17 protein-coding genes and 1 riboswitch are annotated in these 16264 nt (G+C 50.4%); of the genes, 12 read left to right on the forward strand and 5 right to left on the reverse strand.

The window, feature by feature from the left end:
• Entirely contained in the window at window positions 1–855 is an 855-nt protein-coding gene (locus tag M3650_RS01810) for a carbon-nitrogen hydrolase family protein (RefSeq protein ID WP_251571843.1), read from the reverse strand.
• A 140-nt stretch (window positions 856–995) separates the two neighbouring features.
• Between M3650_RS01810 and M3650_RS01815 the strand changes: the two genes are divergently transcribed.
• Both M3650_RS01815 and M3650_RS01820 read left to right on the forward strand, forming a co-directional pair.
• A complete protein-coding gene (locus M3650_RS01815) occupies window positions 996–2018 on the forward strand; it encodes a P1 family peptidase (protein WP_251571845.1) in 1023 nt (340 codons plus the stop codon).
• 112 nt (window positions 2019–2130) lie between these two features.
• On the forward strand, window positions 2131–2292 hold the full coding sequence (locus M3650_RS01820) for a hypothetical protein (protein ID WP_251571847.1): 162 nt from the start codon (window positions 2131–2133) through the stop codon (window positions 2290–2292).
• Between the two features lie 321 nt (window positions 2293–2613).
• Here M3650_RS01820 and M3650_RS01825 read toward each other — a convergent pair whose 3' ends face one another.
• Complete coding sequence (locus M3650_RS01825; protein WP_233695492.1) at window positions 2614–3567, reverse strand: L-lactate dehydrogenase; 954 nt, start codon at window positions 3565–3567, stop codon at window positions 2614–2616.
• A gap of 428 nt (window positions 3568–3995) precedes the next feature.
• On the opposite strand from M3650_RS01825, the gene M3650_RS01830 reads away from it, so the two are divergent.
• From M3650_RS01830 to metE, 4 genes are all read left to right on the forward strand, one after another.
• Entirely contained in the window at window positions 3996–4199 is a 204-nt protein-coding gene (locus M3650_RS01830) for a cation transporter (protein ID WP_019425099.1), read from the forward strand.
• 104 nt (window positions 4200–4303) lie between these two features.
• A complete protein-coding gene (locus tag M3650_RS01835; protein ID WP_251571849.1) occupies window positions 4304–4594 on the forward strand; it encodes a HesB/YadR/YfhF family protein in 291 nt (96 codons plus the stop codon).
• A 270-nt stretch (window positions 4595–4864) separates the two neighbouring features.
• A riboswitch (cobalamin riboswitch) is annotated at window positions 4865–5060 on the forward strand.
• A complete protein-coding gene (locus M3650_RS01840; RefSeq protein ID WP_157259900.1) occupies window positions 5018–5155 on the forward strand; it encodes a hypothetical protein in 138 nt (45 codons plus the stop codon). (Overlaps the previous riboswitch by 43 nt.)
• A 169-nt stretch (window positions 5156–5324) precedes the next feature.
• Window positions 5325–7652: a 5-methyltetrahydropteroyltriglutamate--homocysteine S-methyltransferase gene (gene metE / locus M3650_RS01845; protein ID WP_251571851.1), complete on the forward strand. Its 2328-nt coding sequence runs from the start codon at window positions 5325–5327 to the stop codon at window positions 7650–7652.
• A gap of 125 nt (window positions 7653–7777) precedes the next feature.
• Here metE and M3650_RS01850 read toward each other — a convergent pair whose 3' ends face one another.
• Entirely contained in the window at window positions 7778–8581 is an 804-nt protein-coding gene (locus tag M3650_RS01850) for an SDR family oxidoreductase (protein WP_251571853.1), read from the reverse strand.
• A gap of 199 nt (window positions 8582–8780) precedes the next feature.
• Here M3650_RS01850 and M3650_RS01855 point away from each other — a divergent pair, with 199 nt between their 5' ends.
• The 4 genes from M3650_RS01855 (at window position 8781) to M3650_RS01870 (ending at window position 11337) form a co-directional block, all read left to right on the forward strand.
• Window positions 8781–9260, forward strand: a complete 480-nt coding sequence (locus M3650_RS01855) for a DUF3939 domain-containing protein (protein ID WP_019425104.1) — start codon at window positions 8781–8783, stop codon at window positions 9258–9260.
• A 269-nt stretch (window positions 9261–9529) separates the two neighbouring features.
• Window positions 9530–10468 carry a glutaminase A gene (glsA, locus tag M3650_RS01860; protein WP_251571996.1) on the forward strand — a complete coding sequence of 313 codons (939 nt, stop codon included), beginning with the start codon at window positions 9530–9532 and terminating at the stop codon, window positions 10466–10468.
• Window positions 10469–10557: 89 nt separating this feature from the next.
• Window positions 10558–10959, forward strand: coding sequence for a YuzC family spore coat inner layer protein (locus tag M3650_RS01865; protein ID WP_251571855.1), 402 nt, complete (start codon window positions 10558–10560; stop codon window positions 10957–10959).
• Complete coding sequence (locus M3650_RS01870) at window positions 10960–11337, forward strand: hypothetical protein (RefSeq protein WP_251571857.1); 378 nt, start codon at window positions 10960–10962, stop codon at window positions 11335–11337.
• Window positions 11338–11475: 138 nt separating this feature from the next.
• Here the strand turns inward: M3650_RS01870 and M3650_RS01875 are convergent, their stop codons facing one another.
• Complete coding sequence (locus tag M3650_RS01875; RefSeq protein WP_251571859.1) at window positions 11476–12126, reverse strand: nitroreductase family protein; 651 nt, start codon at window positions 12124–12126, stop codon at window positions 11476–11478.
• A 436-nt stretch (window positions 12127–12562) separates the two neighbouring features.
• Between M3650_RS01875 and M3650_RS01880 the strand changes: the two genes are divergently transcribed.
• Window positions 12563–13447 (forward strand): DUF72 domain-containing protein, encoded by an 885-nt coding sequence (locus tag M3650_RS01880; RefSeq protein WP_251571861.1) that lies wholly within the window; start codon window positions 12563–12565, stop codon window positions 13445–13447.
• Between the two features lie 133 nt (window positions 13448–13580).
• Here M3650_RS01880 and M3650_RS01885 read toward each other — a convergent pair whose 3' ends face one another.
• Window positions 13581–14435 carry a VOC family protein gene (locus M3650_RS01885; protein WP_251571863.1) on the reverse strand — a complete coding sequence of 285 codons (855 nt, stop codon included), beginning with the start codon at window positions 14433–14435 and terminating at the stop codon, window positions 13581–13583.
• Window positions 14436–14676: 241 nt separating this feature from the next.
• On the opposite strand from M3650_RS01885, the gene M3650_RS01890 reads away from it, so the two are divergent.
• Window positions 14677–16227 (forward strand): ABC-F family ATP-binding cassette domain-containing protein, encoded by a 1551-nt coding sequence (locus M3650_RS01890; RefSeq protein WP_251571865.1) that lies wholly within the window; start codon window positions 14677–14679, stop codon window positions 16225–16227.
• The last annotated feature ends 37 nt before the right edge of the window (window positions 16228–16264 follow it).

Consider the following 16264-nt stretch of genomic DNA (forward strand, 5'->3'; position numbering starts at 1 on the left):
TTACCAATCCGTATATAAATCGGTGCGGCGATCACGCCAAGTCGTGACCGAACCGCGTTCACGCACTTGATGCAGCAAGGTGACATCTAAGTCGGCGGTTACGATCATGTCGTTGTTGATTTCACCTTCAATCATGATGCCGCGTGGCGGAAACGGAATGTCGTTCGGCGTGATGACTGCTGCTTGGCCGTAATTCAAACGCATAAGGTCAACAGTAGGCAGTGAGCCGACTGTGCCGGTAGCCACGACGTACACTTGATTCTCGATGGCTCGGGCATGGCAGCAGTAGCGCACGCGATAAAATGCTTGGCGATCGTCTGTGCAGGAAGGACAGAAGATGACATCCGCGCCTTGCGCGCGCACCATACGCACAATTTCCGGAAACTCGATATCGTAGCAGGTTAAAATGGCGATCGTCCCTTTTTCCGTATGAAAGACACGTACGCCTTCTCCGGCAGCCATATTCCAGTCTTTCACTTCGAAAGGAGTAATATGCAGCTTCGCTTGCTCTTCCACCTTGCCGTCAGGGTAGAACAGATGAGCGACGTTATATAGCTTATCGTTACGCGCAATGACATGTGTGCCCCCGATAAGATGCATGTTGTATTGCTTCGCCAACCGTTTGAACAAAGTGTGATAGGCTTCGGTATACTGCGGCAAATCCTGTATCGTCAGCGCTTCTCCCTGTTCGTCACCGATGGACATTAATTGTGTCGTCATAAACTCAGGGAAGAGCACAAATTCAGCTTCGAATTCCGCTGCTGTCTTCACATAATGTTCGACTTGGTGAGCGAATTGTTCAAAGCTGCTAATTGAATGCAAATGGTATTGTACAGCAGATACGCGCATTTTCATTGCGACACCTCCAAATGATGGCTTAGTAATCTCTCCCATTATGAGGCAGAAGTAAAGACAGAGCAAGATATATCCTGAAAAAAGGAAAGCGGGCTTCTTAATCGAATCTTATTATTAATAATAGTTAAGGGAGTGAGAATATGAAGCATTCGGATTCCGCTTTGCATCACGTGGGCGGCAAGGAGTTCTATCCGGGCTGTATAACTGATGTGCCTGGCATCAAACTGGGCAATGCACAGGATGACGCAGCCTTAACGGGCTGCACGGTCATCATTGCGGAGGAAGGGGCAGTGTGCGGCGTCGATGTGCGCGGTTCCGCACCAGGTACCCGCGAAACGGAGCTGCTTCACCCGACTGCGCTCGTACAGCATATTCACGCTCTTTGCCTGAGCGGCGGCAGCGCGTTCGGACTGGAAGCATCACACGGCGTGATGCGTTATTTGAAGGAGCAGGGGATTGGTATGGATGTCGGGGTAGGCAAAGTGCCTATCGTTCCGTCTGCGATCCTATTCGACTTGGGCTTAGGCGATCCGCATGTTACACCGAACGCTGCGATGGGCTATGCCGCTGCGCGTAATGCAATCGCTACCGCGTGCCCGCAAGGCAATATCGGAGCTGGCATGGGGGCAACGGTCGGGAAATATGCAGGTCCTGATCGGGTGATGAAGGGCGGCTTCGGCACTGCATCGGTGCAGCTGCCAGGTGGTCTTGTCGTCGGAGCGGCCGTCGCGGTCAATGCGATCGGCGAGGTGCGTGATCCGAAGACAGGAACGACGTTGGCAGGGGCGAGGCAGGAGGATGCGGGGAGCTTCATTGATCCGTTAAGCTTTCTGACACAAATGGCGAACCCATTCGGGCATTCGCGCCCAGGAACGAATACGACGATTGCGGCGATTGCCTGCAACGGCGATCTGACGAAGACGGAGATGAGCAAGGTTGCGCAAATGGCGCATAACGGTCTTGCACGTACAATATACCCGGTCCATACGATGTACGATGGGGATACGGTTTTCGCCATGACGACGGGGGGCATCGCAGCTTCTGTAGATTTAATCGGCATATGGGCGGCGGAAGTGCTCGGCTATGCGGTGCACAATGCGATCATTGCAGCGGAGTCGGCTGGAGGCGTGCCGGCTTGGCGCGATTGGCAGCCCCATTCTTGAAAAAAGAAGCGCACTGGAACAGTTTCCAGTGCGCTTCTCTGTTTGTGTCTGCTCATTTCTCCAGCGTTCCTCTTGTCGCCGTATCTGCTGGAGACTTTGGAGCCATTTTATCATGCTTATGTTCATTCTCCCATATGCTCAGGACAACAACGACGAGCAGCTGTCGGCTTGTTGTTCGACGGACGCGATGCTGGAGGCTGCAACACAGGGGGGCTTCGTCGTAATTCGCGGAGCATGCAAAGAATTGGAAAAAGCGAAATATGAGTCACACTAACCTTACTGATGCGAGGGGATAGTGGAGCTAGGGCGATTTATAACAACCTCAACCTTTCTCGCGATTAAGCATACTCGAGCTTGTCACTATCGAAGCGTCTAGTGCTGTACATGGCTGCTGAGCTTGGGAAGCACGTAAAATGTCCGTGCGACATGAGAAAACCTCTGTCGAGGCCTTTCATAGATGAGCGACCGCATGTAGAGGCAGGGTTTATCGCCATAGGGAATGGTTGATTCGCTTTACCGCTTCACAGAACTTTAACTTTCCTTAATGGTAAATAAACCCCGAGACTAAGCCTCGGGGTTTGCTGACATCATTCAATTATTTAGGGAAAATTGAAGAAATCGCCTGCTTCAGTACGCCGGCCGAATGGTGCAGCTTCTGCTTCTCATCTTCTGACAGGTGAAGCTCGTACACATCTCTAATCCCTTGGCGGTTGACGACAGCTGGAACGCCGATGTAGACATCGTCCAACCCGTATTTTCCGGTTAACAAAGTAGATACCGACAGTACGGAATTCTCATTGCGGAGAATCGCCTTAGTCAGACGCGCGAGTCCCATCGCGATGCCGTAGTAAGTGGCGCCTTTGCGTTCAATGATATGATACGCGGCGTCGCGCACATTGATGAAAATATTGTTCAAATCTTCGTCTGTTGGCTTCCCGTGCGTCTTCCGGTAATCTTCGAGCGGTTGCCCCCCGATGCTGACGTTGCTCCATGCCGGAAGCTCGGTGTCCCCGTGTTCGCCTATAATGTAGGCGTGGACATTGCGCGGATCGACCTCGATCTGCTCTCCAAGCAGATAGCGAAGGCGTGCCGTGTCTAGAATCGTACCGGATCCGATGACGCGATTTGCTGGCAAGCCGGAATATTTCCATGTCGCGTATGTAAGCACGTCTACCGGATTGGTGGCAACCAGGAACAGTCCGTTGAAGCCGCTGTTCATGACTGATTCAACGATAGACTTGAATATTTTTGCATTTTTTTCGATGAGATCGAGACGTGTTTCGCCAGGAGCTTGGTTCGCACCGGCTGTGATGACGACCAAATCAGCGTCTTTACAATCGCTGTAGTCCCCAGCCCAAATTCGCATATTGGATGCGAATGGAAGGCCGTGGTTTAGATCCATCGCGTCGCCCTCCGCTTTTTTGTGGTTGGCGTCGATAATGACTAATTCGGAAGCTAAGCCCTGATTGAACAAGGCGAATGCATAGCTGGATCCGACGAATCCCGAACCGATCAATGCAATGCGGGATACTTTGGATATTTGGGTCATAATGTGTATTGCCTCCTTTGTGCTCAATGAAGCATGAGACAGCTTGTTCAAAATATGTAACAATTAAATTTTAACCAATATTCATACATATAGCCAACCTAAAATGAAAATTTCATGAAAGGAGGCATCACGACGTTATCGAGAGATGTAAAATGCAATTAAATTAAAGCTTTCCTCTCGATACCTCTCGATATGAGGAGGCTCTGATTTTGAGCGGTAATGCGCCCAAGATCATTAGTTCGACTATATCAATTTTTCTCGAAATATATGTGTTTTGTGAAATGTGTTCTGTGGTTGTACATCGTGCATGGAGCTCGTTTATATGTGAGTGGCCCCGAAACGTTTGCAGGAAAATGAGGAAGGAGTTATCTTGGAGATATGGATGACAATTCAGAAGTAACGATATGAATATAAAGGAGGCAGTTATGATGGCGAATTTGACGGTGAAAGTGGAAGGAATGACTTGCGGACATTGCAAGCAATCGGTCGAACGGGCCGTTGCTGGCATCGGCGGACAAGCACAGGTGGACCTGGCGGCGAAGCAAGTGAGTGTCACTTATGACGAGACGGCAGTAAAGCCGGATCAGATTCGCGAAGCGATCGAGGACCAAGGTTTCGATGTGATCTCGTGATCGTAAATGAATGATGCAAGGTGAAAAGTTGGTATTTTCATCGGTTTCTCCACATGGTATGATCGAGCTTAGAAGGGAAAAGATTGAATAAAGGAGGTCCGTTGATGCAATTACGAGTGACACCAAAGGCGGCACAGCGGTTTCAGACCGATTGGGGATTTACAGCAGGAGATACGGTGCGCGTATTCGTGCGCTACAGTGGATTCAGCGCTTCAGGACCTTACTCTTTCGGCATCATGAAAGACAGCCCGCAATATCCTGGCGTAACCGAAGTCGTGGACGGCATTACATTCTACATGGAGCAGAACGATCTGTGGTTCTTGGACAATCGCGAGCTGACCTTAGATGAGAACGGGGAAGACATCGTGTTCTTGAATGAAGGAATGTCCATATAGCGTGTGTATTTTCATTGCCAAGCTAGGCATACTTGGGAGACGAGTATGGGTTCGACTTTCTGGAGATGCATTACCGGAAGACATGGGAGAAGGTAAACCTATTCTTAATCAAAATTGACTGGTACATCAGGAAAAGGTTAACCCTTTTCTGGAACATTTCCTCAACCCCATACTTTACTGCTCGTCCATTTGGAAAAAGCACTTGTCATCCGCTGCAAGACAGTTTATAATCGTTCTCAATTGGAAAGGTGTCCATCACGTTCCAACACAACTGCATATCAGGGAACAGGCGCTTTGCGAACATGTCAAAGCTTAATAGGGAAGTTCGGTTCAAGTCCGACGCGGTCCCGCCACTGTATCAGAAGAGGTGTAGCCTTCAGGCCACTGGTTTCGCTTATGCAACCGGGAAGGCCGCTAACACCGATGACGCTGAAGCCAGGAGACCTGCCTGTTCTGGCAGCACTGATTGTACCTACGGGAGATAGGGAAGTGTTCGTAAACATGGAAATCGCGTGTCGATGTCCGGCGCAGCCGGATGGGACGATGATAGGAAAGCGATGAGCCATTATTCCGTCATGGACGTTTACGGGACATCTCTGTCAGTTGGCAGGATGTCCTTTTTTGTGGTTTCCTTATGGCGAATAATGTTATATGCTAATTCCGTGTTAACAGATAGAAATTGTCCCTATTTGTCCCGCGGGGGAATCACATATGGAGAGGAGCAAGGATAATGACAGCATCATCAGTACAGACAAGTGCAGCAGGATATCCGCGCATCGGCTATGATCGCGAATGGAAGAAAGCGTTGGAGCAGTATTGGGCGAAAAAGATTTCGGCTCAGGAGCTGGAGCAGGAATTAGACAAGATTGAATTGCAGCGATTGACCAAAATGCAACAAGCCGGTCTCGATTACATTCCTGTAAACGACTATTCTTGGTACGACCATGTGCTTGACATGACTACGATGTTCGGACTCATCCCTTCACGTTATTCGTATGAAGGCGGGGAAGTATCGCCTGATCTCATGTTTGCTCTTGCACGCGGAACCCAAGATGCAGTTGCTTGTGAAATGACGAAATGGTTCAACACGAACTATCACTATATTGTGCCAGAATGGGAAGGTCGAGCGCCACAGCTTACTTCCAACCGGCCGCTGCAAGCTTATCGCAAAGCGAAGCTTCAGTTGGGCATCGAAGGCAAGCCGGTCATCATTGGTCCTTACACGTATGTGCGCTCCTTGAAGGGGGTTCCCGCAGGAGAACGTCTGCAGGTCCTGAAGCAGTTCATCGGTGTGTACAGCGACATTCTTCGCGAGCTTGAAGCGGAGGGCGTTCCGTGCGTACAGCTGGATGAGCCGGCGTTCGTGTTGGCAATGAAGCCAGAAGATTGGCAGGCTGTGCAATCCGTATACGAACAGCTACGGACAGCGGCTCCGACGCTTCCGTTATGGGTGCAAACTTATTTCGATGCGGTATCGGATTACGAAGCATTCGTTCAACTGCCGGTCAATACGCTGGGGTTGGATTTCGTGCATGGCAAAGCAAGCAACGAAGCCGCGCTTCGCAAGTCGGGCTTCCCTCAAGATAAAACGTTAGCGCTCGGCGTTATCGACGGCCGAAACATATGGCGTACTGATCTGCAAGAAGTGGCGGAGTGGCTGGAATCCGTTGCGAGCATCGTGCCGAAGGAACGCTGGATCGTACAGTCATCCTGCAGCCTGCTGCATGTGCCGTTGACGGCGACGCGCGAGACAGAGCTTCCGGAGGTAATTCGTGAGGCGTTGGCCTTCGCGGATGAGAAGCTGGAGGAGACGGTGCAATTGGCCCGTCATATCGCGCAGCCTAGTGACGCAACTCGTGCCGCTCTGAATGACAGTGCCGCGCGCGTCCTCTCATGGTGCAACGAGCCTTCCCGCCAGCGTACAGATATCGTCCAAGCATTGCACGAGCTGCTGGAGGAGGAGAAGGCGAAAGGAATTAAGCGCACGCCTTATGAGGAGCGCCGAGTGCTGCATTCGAAGCGCTGGCCGGAACTCCCGCTCTTGCCGACGACGACAATCGGCAGCATGCCGCAAACGGCCGACATTCGCCGGGCGAGATTGCGTTACCGCAAGGGAGAGTGGGATGCACGAACATATGAAGCTTTCCTGGAAGAAGAAATGACGCGTTGGATTCGCATCCAGGAAGACATCGGCATCGATGTGCTCGTGCATGGCGAGTTCGAGCGTACGGACATGGTTGAATACTTTGGCGAAAAATTGGACGGCTTCGCCTTTACCAAATTCGGCTGGGTGCAATCTTACGGCTCCCGCTGCGTTAAGCCGCCAGTTCTCTACGGGGATGTCGCGTTCACAGAACCGATGACCGTGAAAGAGACGGCGTTCGCCCAGTCTTTGACTGCGCAGCCGGTTAAAGGCATGCTCACTGGTCCGGTGACGATTCTGAACTGGTCGTTCGTCCGTAATGATGTCCCGCGCGAACAAGCGGCATTCCAGCTGGCTTATGCGCTGCGCCAAGAAATTGCCGCCTTGGAGCAAGCCGGCATCGGAATGATTCAAGTGGATGAGCCGGCGGTGAAGGAAGGCATGCCGCTCAAAGCGGAGGATGCGTCCTATTACACGGAGTGGGCCGTGCTTGCATTCCGCTTGGCCACATGCGGCGCGGAGCCTAAGACGCAGATTCATACGCATATGTGCTATTGCGATTTCTCCGACATGGTGGACACGATTCGCAAGATGGATGCGGACGTCATCTCGTTGGAGACTGCGCGCAGCGGCGGAGATATGATTGCCACACTGGAGAAGCAGCATTATGAGCTCGGAATCGGACTTGGAGTGTATGACATTCACAGTCCGCGCGTTCCCTCCGTCGAAGAGATGGAGCAATTGATCGACCAAGCACTGGCTGTGCTTCCTGTGGAATCGTTCTGGATTAATCCAGATTGCGGCTTAAAGACGCGTCATGAGCCAGAAACGGTCGCGGCCCTTCGCCACATGGTAGAGGCAACGAAACGAGTCCGCCAGCAACGAAAAGTTGCGGAAGTGCAGCCGCTCAGCTAAGCGGGGCATGCAACGCAAGAGATGAGTAAATAAGACACGAAAGAAGACACGTCCATCCGGATAACAAGGCACGGAAATTTCACTTTCTGTGACTGCGCTAAGGATGGACGTGTTTTAGTATCGAGCTAGAGAAGTGATTCGGCGCCGTCAATCATAATTTGCGCGCCGGTGATATGGCTTGCGGCGTCGGATGCCAGAAAGGCAACCAGATCAGCGACCTGTTCGGGAGACCCTGGCCCATGCTCAAGCGGCTGACTGCCTTCCGGGTAAGTCATCGGGATTTCGATGTCCTTCACGGACGGTTTCCGGTTCGTATTCTCTTCAATGTGCGTCTCAATGGCTCCCGGACAAATGACGTTGACTCGTATTTTATAACGAGCGAGCTCCAGCGCAGCCATTTTGGCAAATGCCACTTGAGCTGCCTTGGAAGAACTGTACGCACTCATGCCGAATCCGGAGAACTTTCTGCTGCCGTTAATAGAGCTTGTTATGATGATGCTGCCGCCTTGTTTTTTCAAATAGGGCAGAGCATACTTCACGGTGACGAATGTTCCAGTCAGGTTGACCTTCATCGTCTCCTCCCAGTCCTCGACTTTCAACTCTTCAATGGAAGAGAGCACGCCGTTAATGCCCGCGTTCGCGAATACCGCCTTAATGTCTCCACATTGCTCGGCAACCTGCTTGACGGCGTCTTCTACCCGTTTTGGATCTTTCAAATCCACATCATAAGCGTATGCTTGTCCAGGGAATCGCTTGGCAATGTATTCTTCCGTCTGCTGTGTATGCTCGTCCTTCAGGTCGAACAGCGCGACAGTCATGCCTGCCTCCGCCAGACGTATCGCAGCCGCCCGGCCAATTCCCGACCCTGCTCCGGTTACGATGGCTGTTCCTGTCATCTGATGTGTAGTCGTGGATTGCTGCGTGTTCATATATCGTTGCCCCTTTTGTCATATCAATATTTTTGATGATTCATGTTGATATTGCTCCACTGATCGTGGATTTGGTTAAACCTACCTGTCATGCGTCATGTGATCCATATTGAATCTATGTTATAATGGATATGTAAGCGAATACATTATTCCTGTTTCCATCTGCATAACATAGGAAAACAGAGAGGTGGGTTCAGACATGCTCTGGTTTAAACGTCGGAAACAACAACAGAAACAAGAGAATGCTCCTGTACATGTGTCCTTGCAAGACGTAAAAAGAGCAGTGCTTCAGTTCGAGAACGACATGCCTGAACAAATTCAACGCACGACTTTGCTGAAAGAGGACCAAAGTATTGATCTGAAGCGTATCAGCCGTTATTTAGGCGGCGTATCGGATCAGAAGTTCTATATGTCCCGTTATACGTATGAAATTTTCGAGGAGAATGATATGCTCATCCCTCTTTATTTGGATATAGTTCAGACCGCGGTTGACGATTATATGGATGAGCATAAAGATTTGCCCGTCATGACCGGTACCCGGAACCGGCAGGTGCATTACGATTTGTTAATGCAGCGGCATTATTTGAAGGAAGTGCCCCCGATCCCGCTCTATCTCACGACAGAGCAGTTCCTGCTTACACATGAACCGGATTGGCATCGTCCCGGAATCATTCAATAACGTGCGAAGGACCCTTTTTCCTGAAGTGGAAATAGGGTCCTTTTTTGCGCTTGGAAATGATATGCTAATAGAGATCATGGACATCATCGGCTGGATTGCAGAACAGATATTCAAGAAGTGAAGAAGGAGCGCAGTGACAGTCGTCTGTTGGCGAAATGCCCTCAATGAATGGTTCCACATCGTAAATGACACTCTATAAATGCATGTTCAAATCGTGAACGACTGTGAACAAAGAAGCATATTATCGGAAGGAATGGAGCGCAGCACATATGTCTACCTATTGGCAGCAGCTAGAACAGGAGCTTCCCCATTGGTTGGAGGAGAGCAGGAAGACAGCAGCAAAAGGTGCAGTCGCCACGTATATTCCCGGCTTGGCAAATGCTCCGCGCGATGCGCTTTGCATTTCCCTGTTAGGAACGCAAGGTGAGCAGGCTCATGCAGGTGATTGCGGCTTTAAGTTTACGATGCAGAGCATATCTAAGGTGTTCTCTCTGCTGCTGGCTCTATTGGATAGCGGAGAGGCTAAGGTGTTCGAGAAGGTAGGCATGGAGCCTACAGGCGATGACTTCAATTCGATCCTGAAGCTGGAGCTAGTGGATCCCGGCAAGCCGTTCAATCCGTTCATCAATGCGGGTGCCATTGCGATTGCCTCGCTCATTGAAGGCCAGAGCCCGCGTGAGAAGGCAGAGCGCATGCTGGAATTTGTGCGTACGTTGGCTGACGATGACACGTTGATGTGGAATGAGCACGTCTATGAGTCCGAGAAGGCGACTGCGCATCGCAATCGCTCGCTCGCTTATTTTTTGAAGGATAACGGCATTCTAGAGGATGACGTGGAGCCTACGCTGGACGTATATTTTCGCCAATGTGCCATTGAAGTGAACACGACGCAGTTGGCTCGGATGGCGCTCGTGCTGGCCAATCATGGCTGTGATCCGGTGACGGGAAGATGCTTCATCCCAAGACATTATGTACAAATCGTCAATTCGTTCATGGTGACGTGCGGCATGTACAATGCTTCAGGCGAATTCGCAATTCATGTGGGCATTCCGGCGAAGAGCGGGGTGTCGGGCGGAATTCTTGCGCTTATTCCGGGACAAATGGGCATCGGTCTCGTCGGTCCCTCTCTGAATGAAAAGGGGAACAGTGTCGCAGGCGTACAATTGCTGGCAGCGTTGTCCGAACGCTATGATTGGAGTATTTTTTAAAAAGGCACATCTTTTTCTCACTACTCATAGGCTGTCATATATATTAAATTAGGAACGATAATAATCTTTAACAATAAAGGAGTGAATCCATGTCACCTTATGTGCCAGGAGTTACTTACCGCATCGGCTCGATTCAACGTATCGGATCCGTACAACCTGTGCGTCCTGTGACTCAGCCTCCGTTTCGGCCGGATGAATACCCGCCTGTCAATCCGTCGCTATTTATCACATCCGCGGCGAATTCTCATCAACTTGCTCAGCAAGCTGCCAAAGTACTGGAACGGATTCGGCAGTCCAAGGAATTGGCGAGCAACATTATGGATGCTGCGCAGCGCGGCAATGATCTGGAAGTGCTCCGAATCATTCGCGGTGCGGGCGCAAGCTCCGCCTTGGCGGTCAAATTTTCCCCCGAAGGCATTCAGCTAATTTTTAAAACAGAAGAAGAATCGCAGAGTTGCTGTGAGCTCGTCGTGAAGATGCGTTGGAGTTGAATGGACAATCGCCAAATCGACATCAGAACATACGTATCGCTCTCTATTATCTTGGCTCTTTTTATCATCGTCATTTTTGGATTTTTTCATCTCCGGCAAGGTCCCGGCCCTAACTTGTATCAGTACGAGACCTTTACAAGCAAAGAACAGATTCAGCTTCATATCGTAAAAACTGCAGCAGATAATATTGAACCGTTCTCGATAGCGACGAACGTGAAGGACAGCGGCTATATGGGAATCAATGCAGGCTTCTTTTACGAAGGTAATCTGTTGAGCGTTGCGATTGTGAATGATGGCCCTGCAAATGGATCGCCTGCTTCCTGGACGGAGATGGCTCAGCGCAGCTCTATGTGCGTGAGCAATACACACGTGTGTTGAGCGCAAGGTGTACGCCATGCTTCGTCTGCTGCAATGATGATGCCGACTTGCAAAGACTGTCGGAGTGCATAGGTAACTATGTAACAAACAAGCGCCTGATCAGTTATCGCTCAGACGCTTGGAACAGAGAAGTTGTTCTTATTCGTTCGAAGACGCAGCAAATGTCTCAAGAATGACGGTGCGTTCAATCGGGAAGCGTCCTGAGCCATGAGCTGGGGCAGCCGCCTGTCCCAATGTAATCAGCATGACAGGCACATAACGGTCAGGAACCTGGAATGCCTTGACAAGTTCAACGCGGTTAAATCCGCCGATAGGACACGTATCGTAGCCTTTTGCTTTGGCAGCCAGCATCAGCTGCATCGCGGCCAAGGAGCCGTTGCGGATGGCTTCCTCGACGCCAAGCGTCGCGGAGGATGCGTATGCGCGTTGAATATTGCCCAGAAGCGTATCGTACACCTGTTGCGTAATCGCGCCAGCGTTCAAAGCCGCTCCATAGATTTCATCCGCCACAAGGTTGGCTTGCGTATCGCCAAGGACGACGATAACGGCAGAGCTGTCAACGATCTGTTGTTGGTTATAGGCAATCGGGAGCATGCGCTGCTTGTTCTTTTCTTCTTGAATGATGAGAAAGCGCCAGTGCTGCAAGTTCCAAGAAGAGGGCGCCGTTCCGGCAAGCTCCAATATTTCGTTCAGTTCGGCTTCAGGGATACGGACATTGGGCACATATTTGCGAACTGAATGGCGGGAACGCATCGTTTCATCTGATGTTAACGTCTGTTTGTTGTTCATGCGAAGGGATCATCCTTTCGGTTCATTCTGCTGAATAAGTATAGAAGTCATTATAATTATAATTTGAATTAGGACTAACTTATATATAGTAACACGAATAATATTATTGCTACAATGTGCAAATTGCAACCATTGTATGTCGCATTGTCAGGTTCCCCATTCAGCGAAATTGTTATGCCCTAACCTAGCTGATACAAGACTAGTTGTACGCTTTATGATTAGATTCATAGCCATATCATTCGAATGAGAAGTATAGAAAGCTATTCATTTGCGCAAAAGTGTTACCCCGGTTTGTAACCCGCCGCCACGACGGGAGAAGATTGCATTGTACTCTGGAAATGACGATAATATCAGTAACGACCTGCCTCTGATGTTTGAATTCAGTCGAGGGCAGAGGAGATAAGGGCGGGAGAAAAAGATAGCGGAGACGATAGGTATGCCTTTTAATGAAAATGAGCTCAATACGGAGCAGCGAATTCAGATTGGTCTGGCCGGATGGGGAGATCATGATGCCATATATGAGCCCGGAACGAAAGCTAACGAGAAGCTTGGCGTGTACGGTTCGCATTTCCCGTTGGTGGAGCTCGACAGCTCGTTCTATGCGGTACCGACCCCAGAGCGCATGATAAGCTGGAGCGAACAAACGCCGGAGCAGTTCGGCTTCATCGTTAAGGCTTATCAAGGCATGACCGGACATTCACGGGGGAAGATTCCATTCGATGACGCGAAGACGATGTTCATGGTGTTCCGGGATGCCGCGGAGACGCTTTGCGCTGAGGGGAAACTGAAGGCGGTTCTATTCCAATACCCGCCATGGTTCAACTGTGCGCGCAAGCATGTGGAAATATTGCGCCGGACGAGTGAATGGATGGATGGCTTGCCGCTGGCATTGGAATTTCGCCATCAAAGCTGGTTTGCTCCTGATATGCGCGAGCGAACACTCGCTTTTATGCGTGAGGAAGGCTGGATTCACAGCGTGTGCGACGAACCGCAGGTAGGCGAAGGCTCGGTGCCTACCGTGCTTGAGCCAACGCATGACGGAGCCACGATGGTACGCTTGCATGGACGGAACGATTCCGGTTGGCAATCGTCCAGCCAGCCGAACTGGCGGGAAGTCCGCTATTTGTACCGGTATTCGGAACAAGAACTGACAGAATGGAAGCAGTATCTGCACACCTTGCTGCAATCCACGAAGCAATGCTGGGTTATCTTCAACAACAACTCAGGCGGCGACGCAGCATCCAATGCGAAGCAGCTTATGAAGTTGCTTCATATGAATGTTCCGCCAATGCCGCTGGAGCAGATGACGCTGTTTGAATAATATAGAACACATATGACTTGGACAGCCTTCCCGTATATGCAGGGAAGGCTTTTGTTATATAATTCCACTTTCCTGATAACTGATATTTATTGTTAATGCTGAAATTCAACGTGAATGGCGCAATGCCAATTCATCAGCGGGACGTGAGCAATTGTATTTGATTGCCTGAAGGGTCGCGCGTGAACGGAATCTCGTTCTCTGTCTTCACAGGTGCTCCAATCTCCGCTAACCGCTGCAGCACTTGCTGACGTTCTGCGTCGTCAGGAAAGACGAGGGAGAACCATTTCAACCCGATGCTTTCTGGAGCGGGTGCAGGGGCCCCTTCGCCATTCCACGTGTTAAGTCCGATATGGTGGTGATATCCTCCGGCCGAGACGAACAGCGCCCGGTTGCGGAATGGGATCGTAATGTCCAATCCTAGTCCATCACAGTAGAACGTCTTCGCCGCTTGCAAATCTGCGACGTGCAGATGGACATGACCGATGATCGCACCGGATGGAAGACCGGTCCACGGCGTATCGTCCGCCGCGGCCAACAACCCGTCTCCATCTAGCGGATCGCTGACGAAGGGCAGCTCACCATCGCTCCACGCCCATTCCGAGCGCGGACGATCGGCATACAGCTCGATTCCATTTCCGTCAGGGTCGGATAAATAAATCGCTTCGCTGAATTGGTGGTCTGCCGCGCCCTGCAACGGATAGCCCGTGTGCAGCAAATGGGTGAGCGTGTGCGCTAAATCTTGGCGGCTCGGTACCAAAATGGCAAGATGATACAAGCCAGTGGTGCGCGGCTGCTTAGGCAATGGCTGTGCTTGCTGCTCAATGATCAGTATGGGCCGCTTGCCGTCGGTGGTCAGCTCAGCGACACGATCTTGCTGGCGGAGCAATTGCAGCCCTATCACTTCGCGATAAAAAGATAAGGAGCGTGTCAGATCGGCAACATATAAATGAACATGGCCAATATGAGTGTCTGTAGAATGTGTATTCATTTGTTATCGTCCCTCCATATTCAAATAGTGTATCGTTACTTCAAAGGATTGATACTGACAGTATACACTATAATAAATATAGTTACTATATAAAATATAATTATTTATTTTATCTTTTTCTTGACAATTTGCTAATTCTAAAGGAGGATCGGGGAAGTTGTGTTCGTTTCCGGACGGCCTGTTGTACGCATCACGGTAACGAATAAGATTAGATGATTGTGATAGGAGAACTGAACACGTTATGAGTTTATTGACGGTTGAAGAGCTAGGTCACAGCTATGGCGGACGCGAACTGTTTAATGATGTATCCTTCCGTCTTCTGCCGGGAGAGCATGTCGGTCTGGTGGGCGCGAATGGTGCGGGCAAATCGACATTAATGAATATTTTGACGGGACAAGTATTGAAGGACAACGGGAAAGTCGAGTGGACCCCGAAGGTTCGTTATGGCTACTTGGATCAGCATACGAAGCTTACGCCGGGCAAGACGATTCGTGAAGTGCTGCAGGACGCATTCCTTCCGTTGTATGAAATGGAAAAAGAAATGATGGGAATCGCCGATCAGATGGCGGATGCTGATCCGGATACGCTCGAGCAGTTGCTTGAACGGATGGGCGAGATACAAGAGGAATTGGATCATAGCGGCTTCTATATGCTGGATGTGAAGGTGGAAGAAACGGCGAACGGTCTCGGTCTCGGTGCAATCGGCATCGAGCGGGATGTAGCGAGCTTAAGCGGCGGACAGCGGACGAAGGTATTGCTTGCGAAGCTGCTTCTGGAGCAGCCGAATGTATTGCTATTGGACGAGCCGACCAACTATTTGGATGTAGAGCATATCGGTTGGCTGACAAGTTATTTGCAGAATTATCCCTATGCCTTTGTGCTTATTTCCCATGATACGGAATTTATGAACAAGGTCGTGAACGTGATCTACCATTTGGAATTCGCCAAATTGACGCGTTATACGGCTAACTACGATAAATTCCTAGATATGGCGGAAATTAACAAAAGTCAACATATTAGTGCTTATGAAAAGCAGCAAGAGTTTATCAAGAAGCAGGAAGACTTCATCCAGCGCAACAAAGCGCGCTATTCGACTTCCGGTCGTGCCAAGAGCCGCGAGAAGCAGCTGGATCGGCTGGAACGAATCGATCGGCCAGAGGAAGCGGTCAAGCCGACGTTTGTGTTCAAGGAATCCCGCGCCAGCGGCCGACTTGTCGTAGAGGCGAAGGGCTTACAGGTAGGTTACGATCGTGCGCTGCTGCCGGAACTTAACTTTTCGATTGAGCGCGGTGACAAAATTGCGATCGTCGGTTGCAACGGGGTCGGTAAATCGACGCTTCTGAAGACGATGTTGGGCGTCATTAAGCCGTATGGCGGAGAGGTGTACTTGGGTGACTTCTTGTACCCGTCCTATTTTGAACAAGAAGTTAAAGCGCAAGCAGGCACACCTATTGATGAAGTGTGGAATGCCTTCCCGCATATGAACCAGCATGAAGTGCGGGCCGCGCTTGCGCGCTGCGGATTGAAGAACGAGCATATTACCCGTCAGCTCCGCATGCTGAGCGGGGGAGAGCAGGCGAAGGTGCGTCTGTGCACGCTGCTCATGAATGAAAGCAACTGGATCGTCTTCGACGAACCGACGAACCATCTAGACGTTGTCGCGAAAGAAGAGCTGAAGCGTGCGTTGAAGGAATATAAAGGCACCATTCTGCTCGTATGCCATGAGCCTGATTTCTATGAAGGATGGATATCAAAGGTGTGGGACGTCGAACAGTGGTCGATGAATCAGTAAGGATTTGGAAAGTGAAAGAAAGCTGGACTCTTTTCAG

It is taken from the genome of Paenibacillus sp. MER TA 81-3 (assembly GCF_023713585.1).
In the GTDB taxonomy this organism is placed as follows: Bacteria; Bacillota; Bacilli; order Paenibacillales; family Paenibacillaceae; genus Paenibacillus_B; species Paenibacillus_B profundus.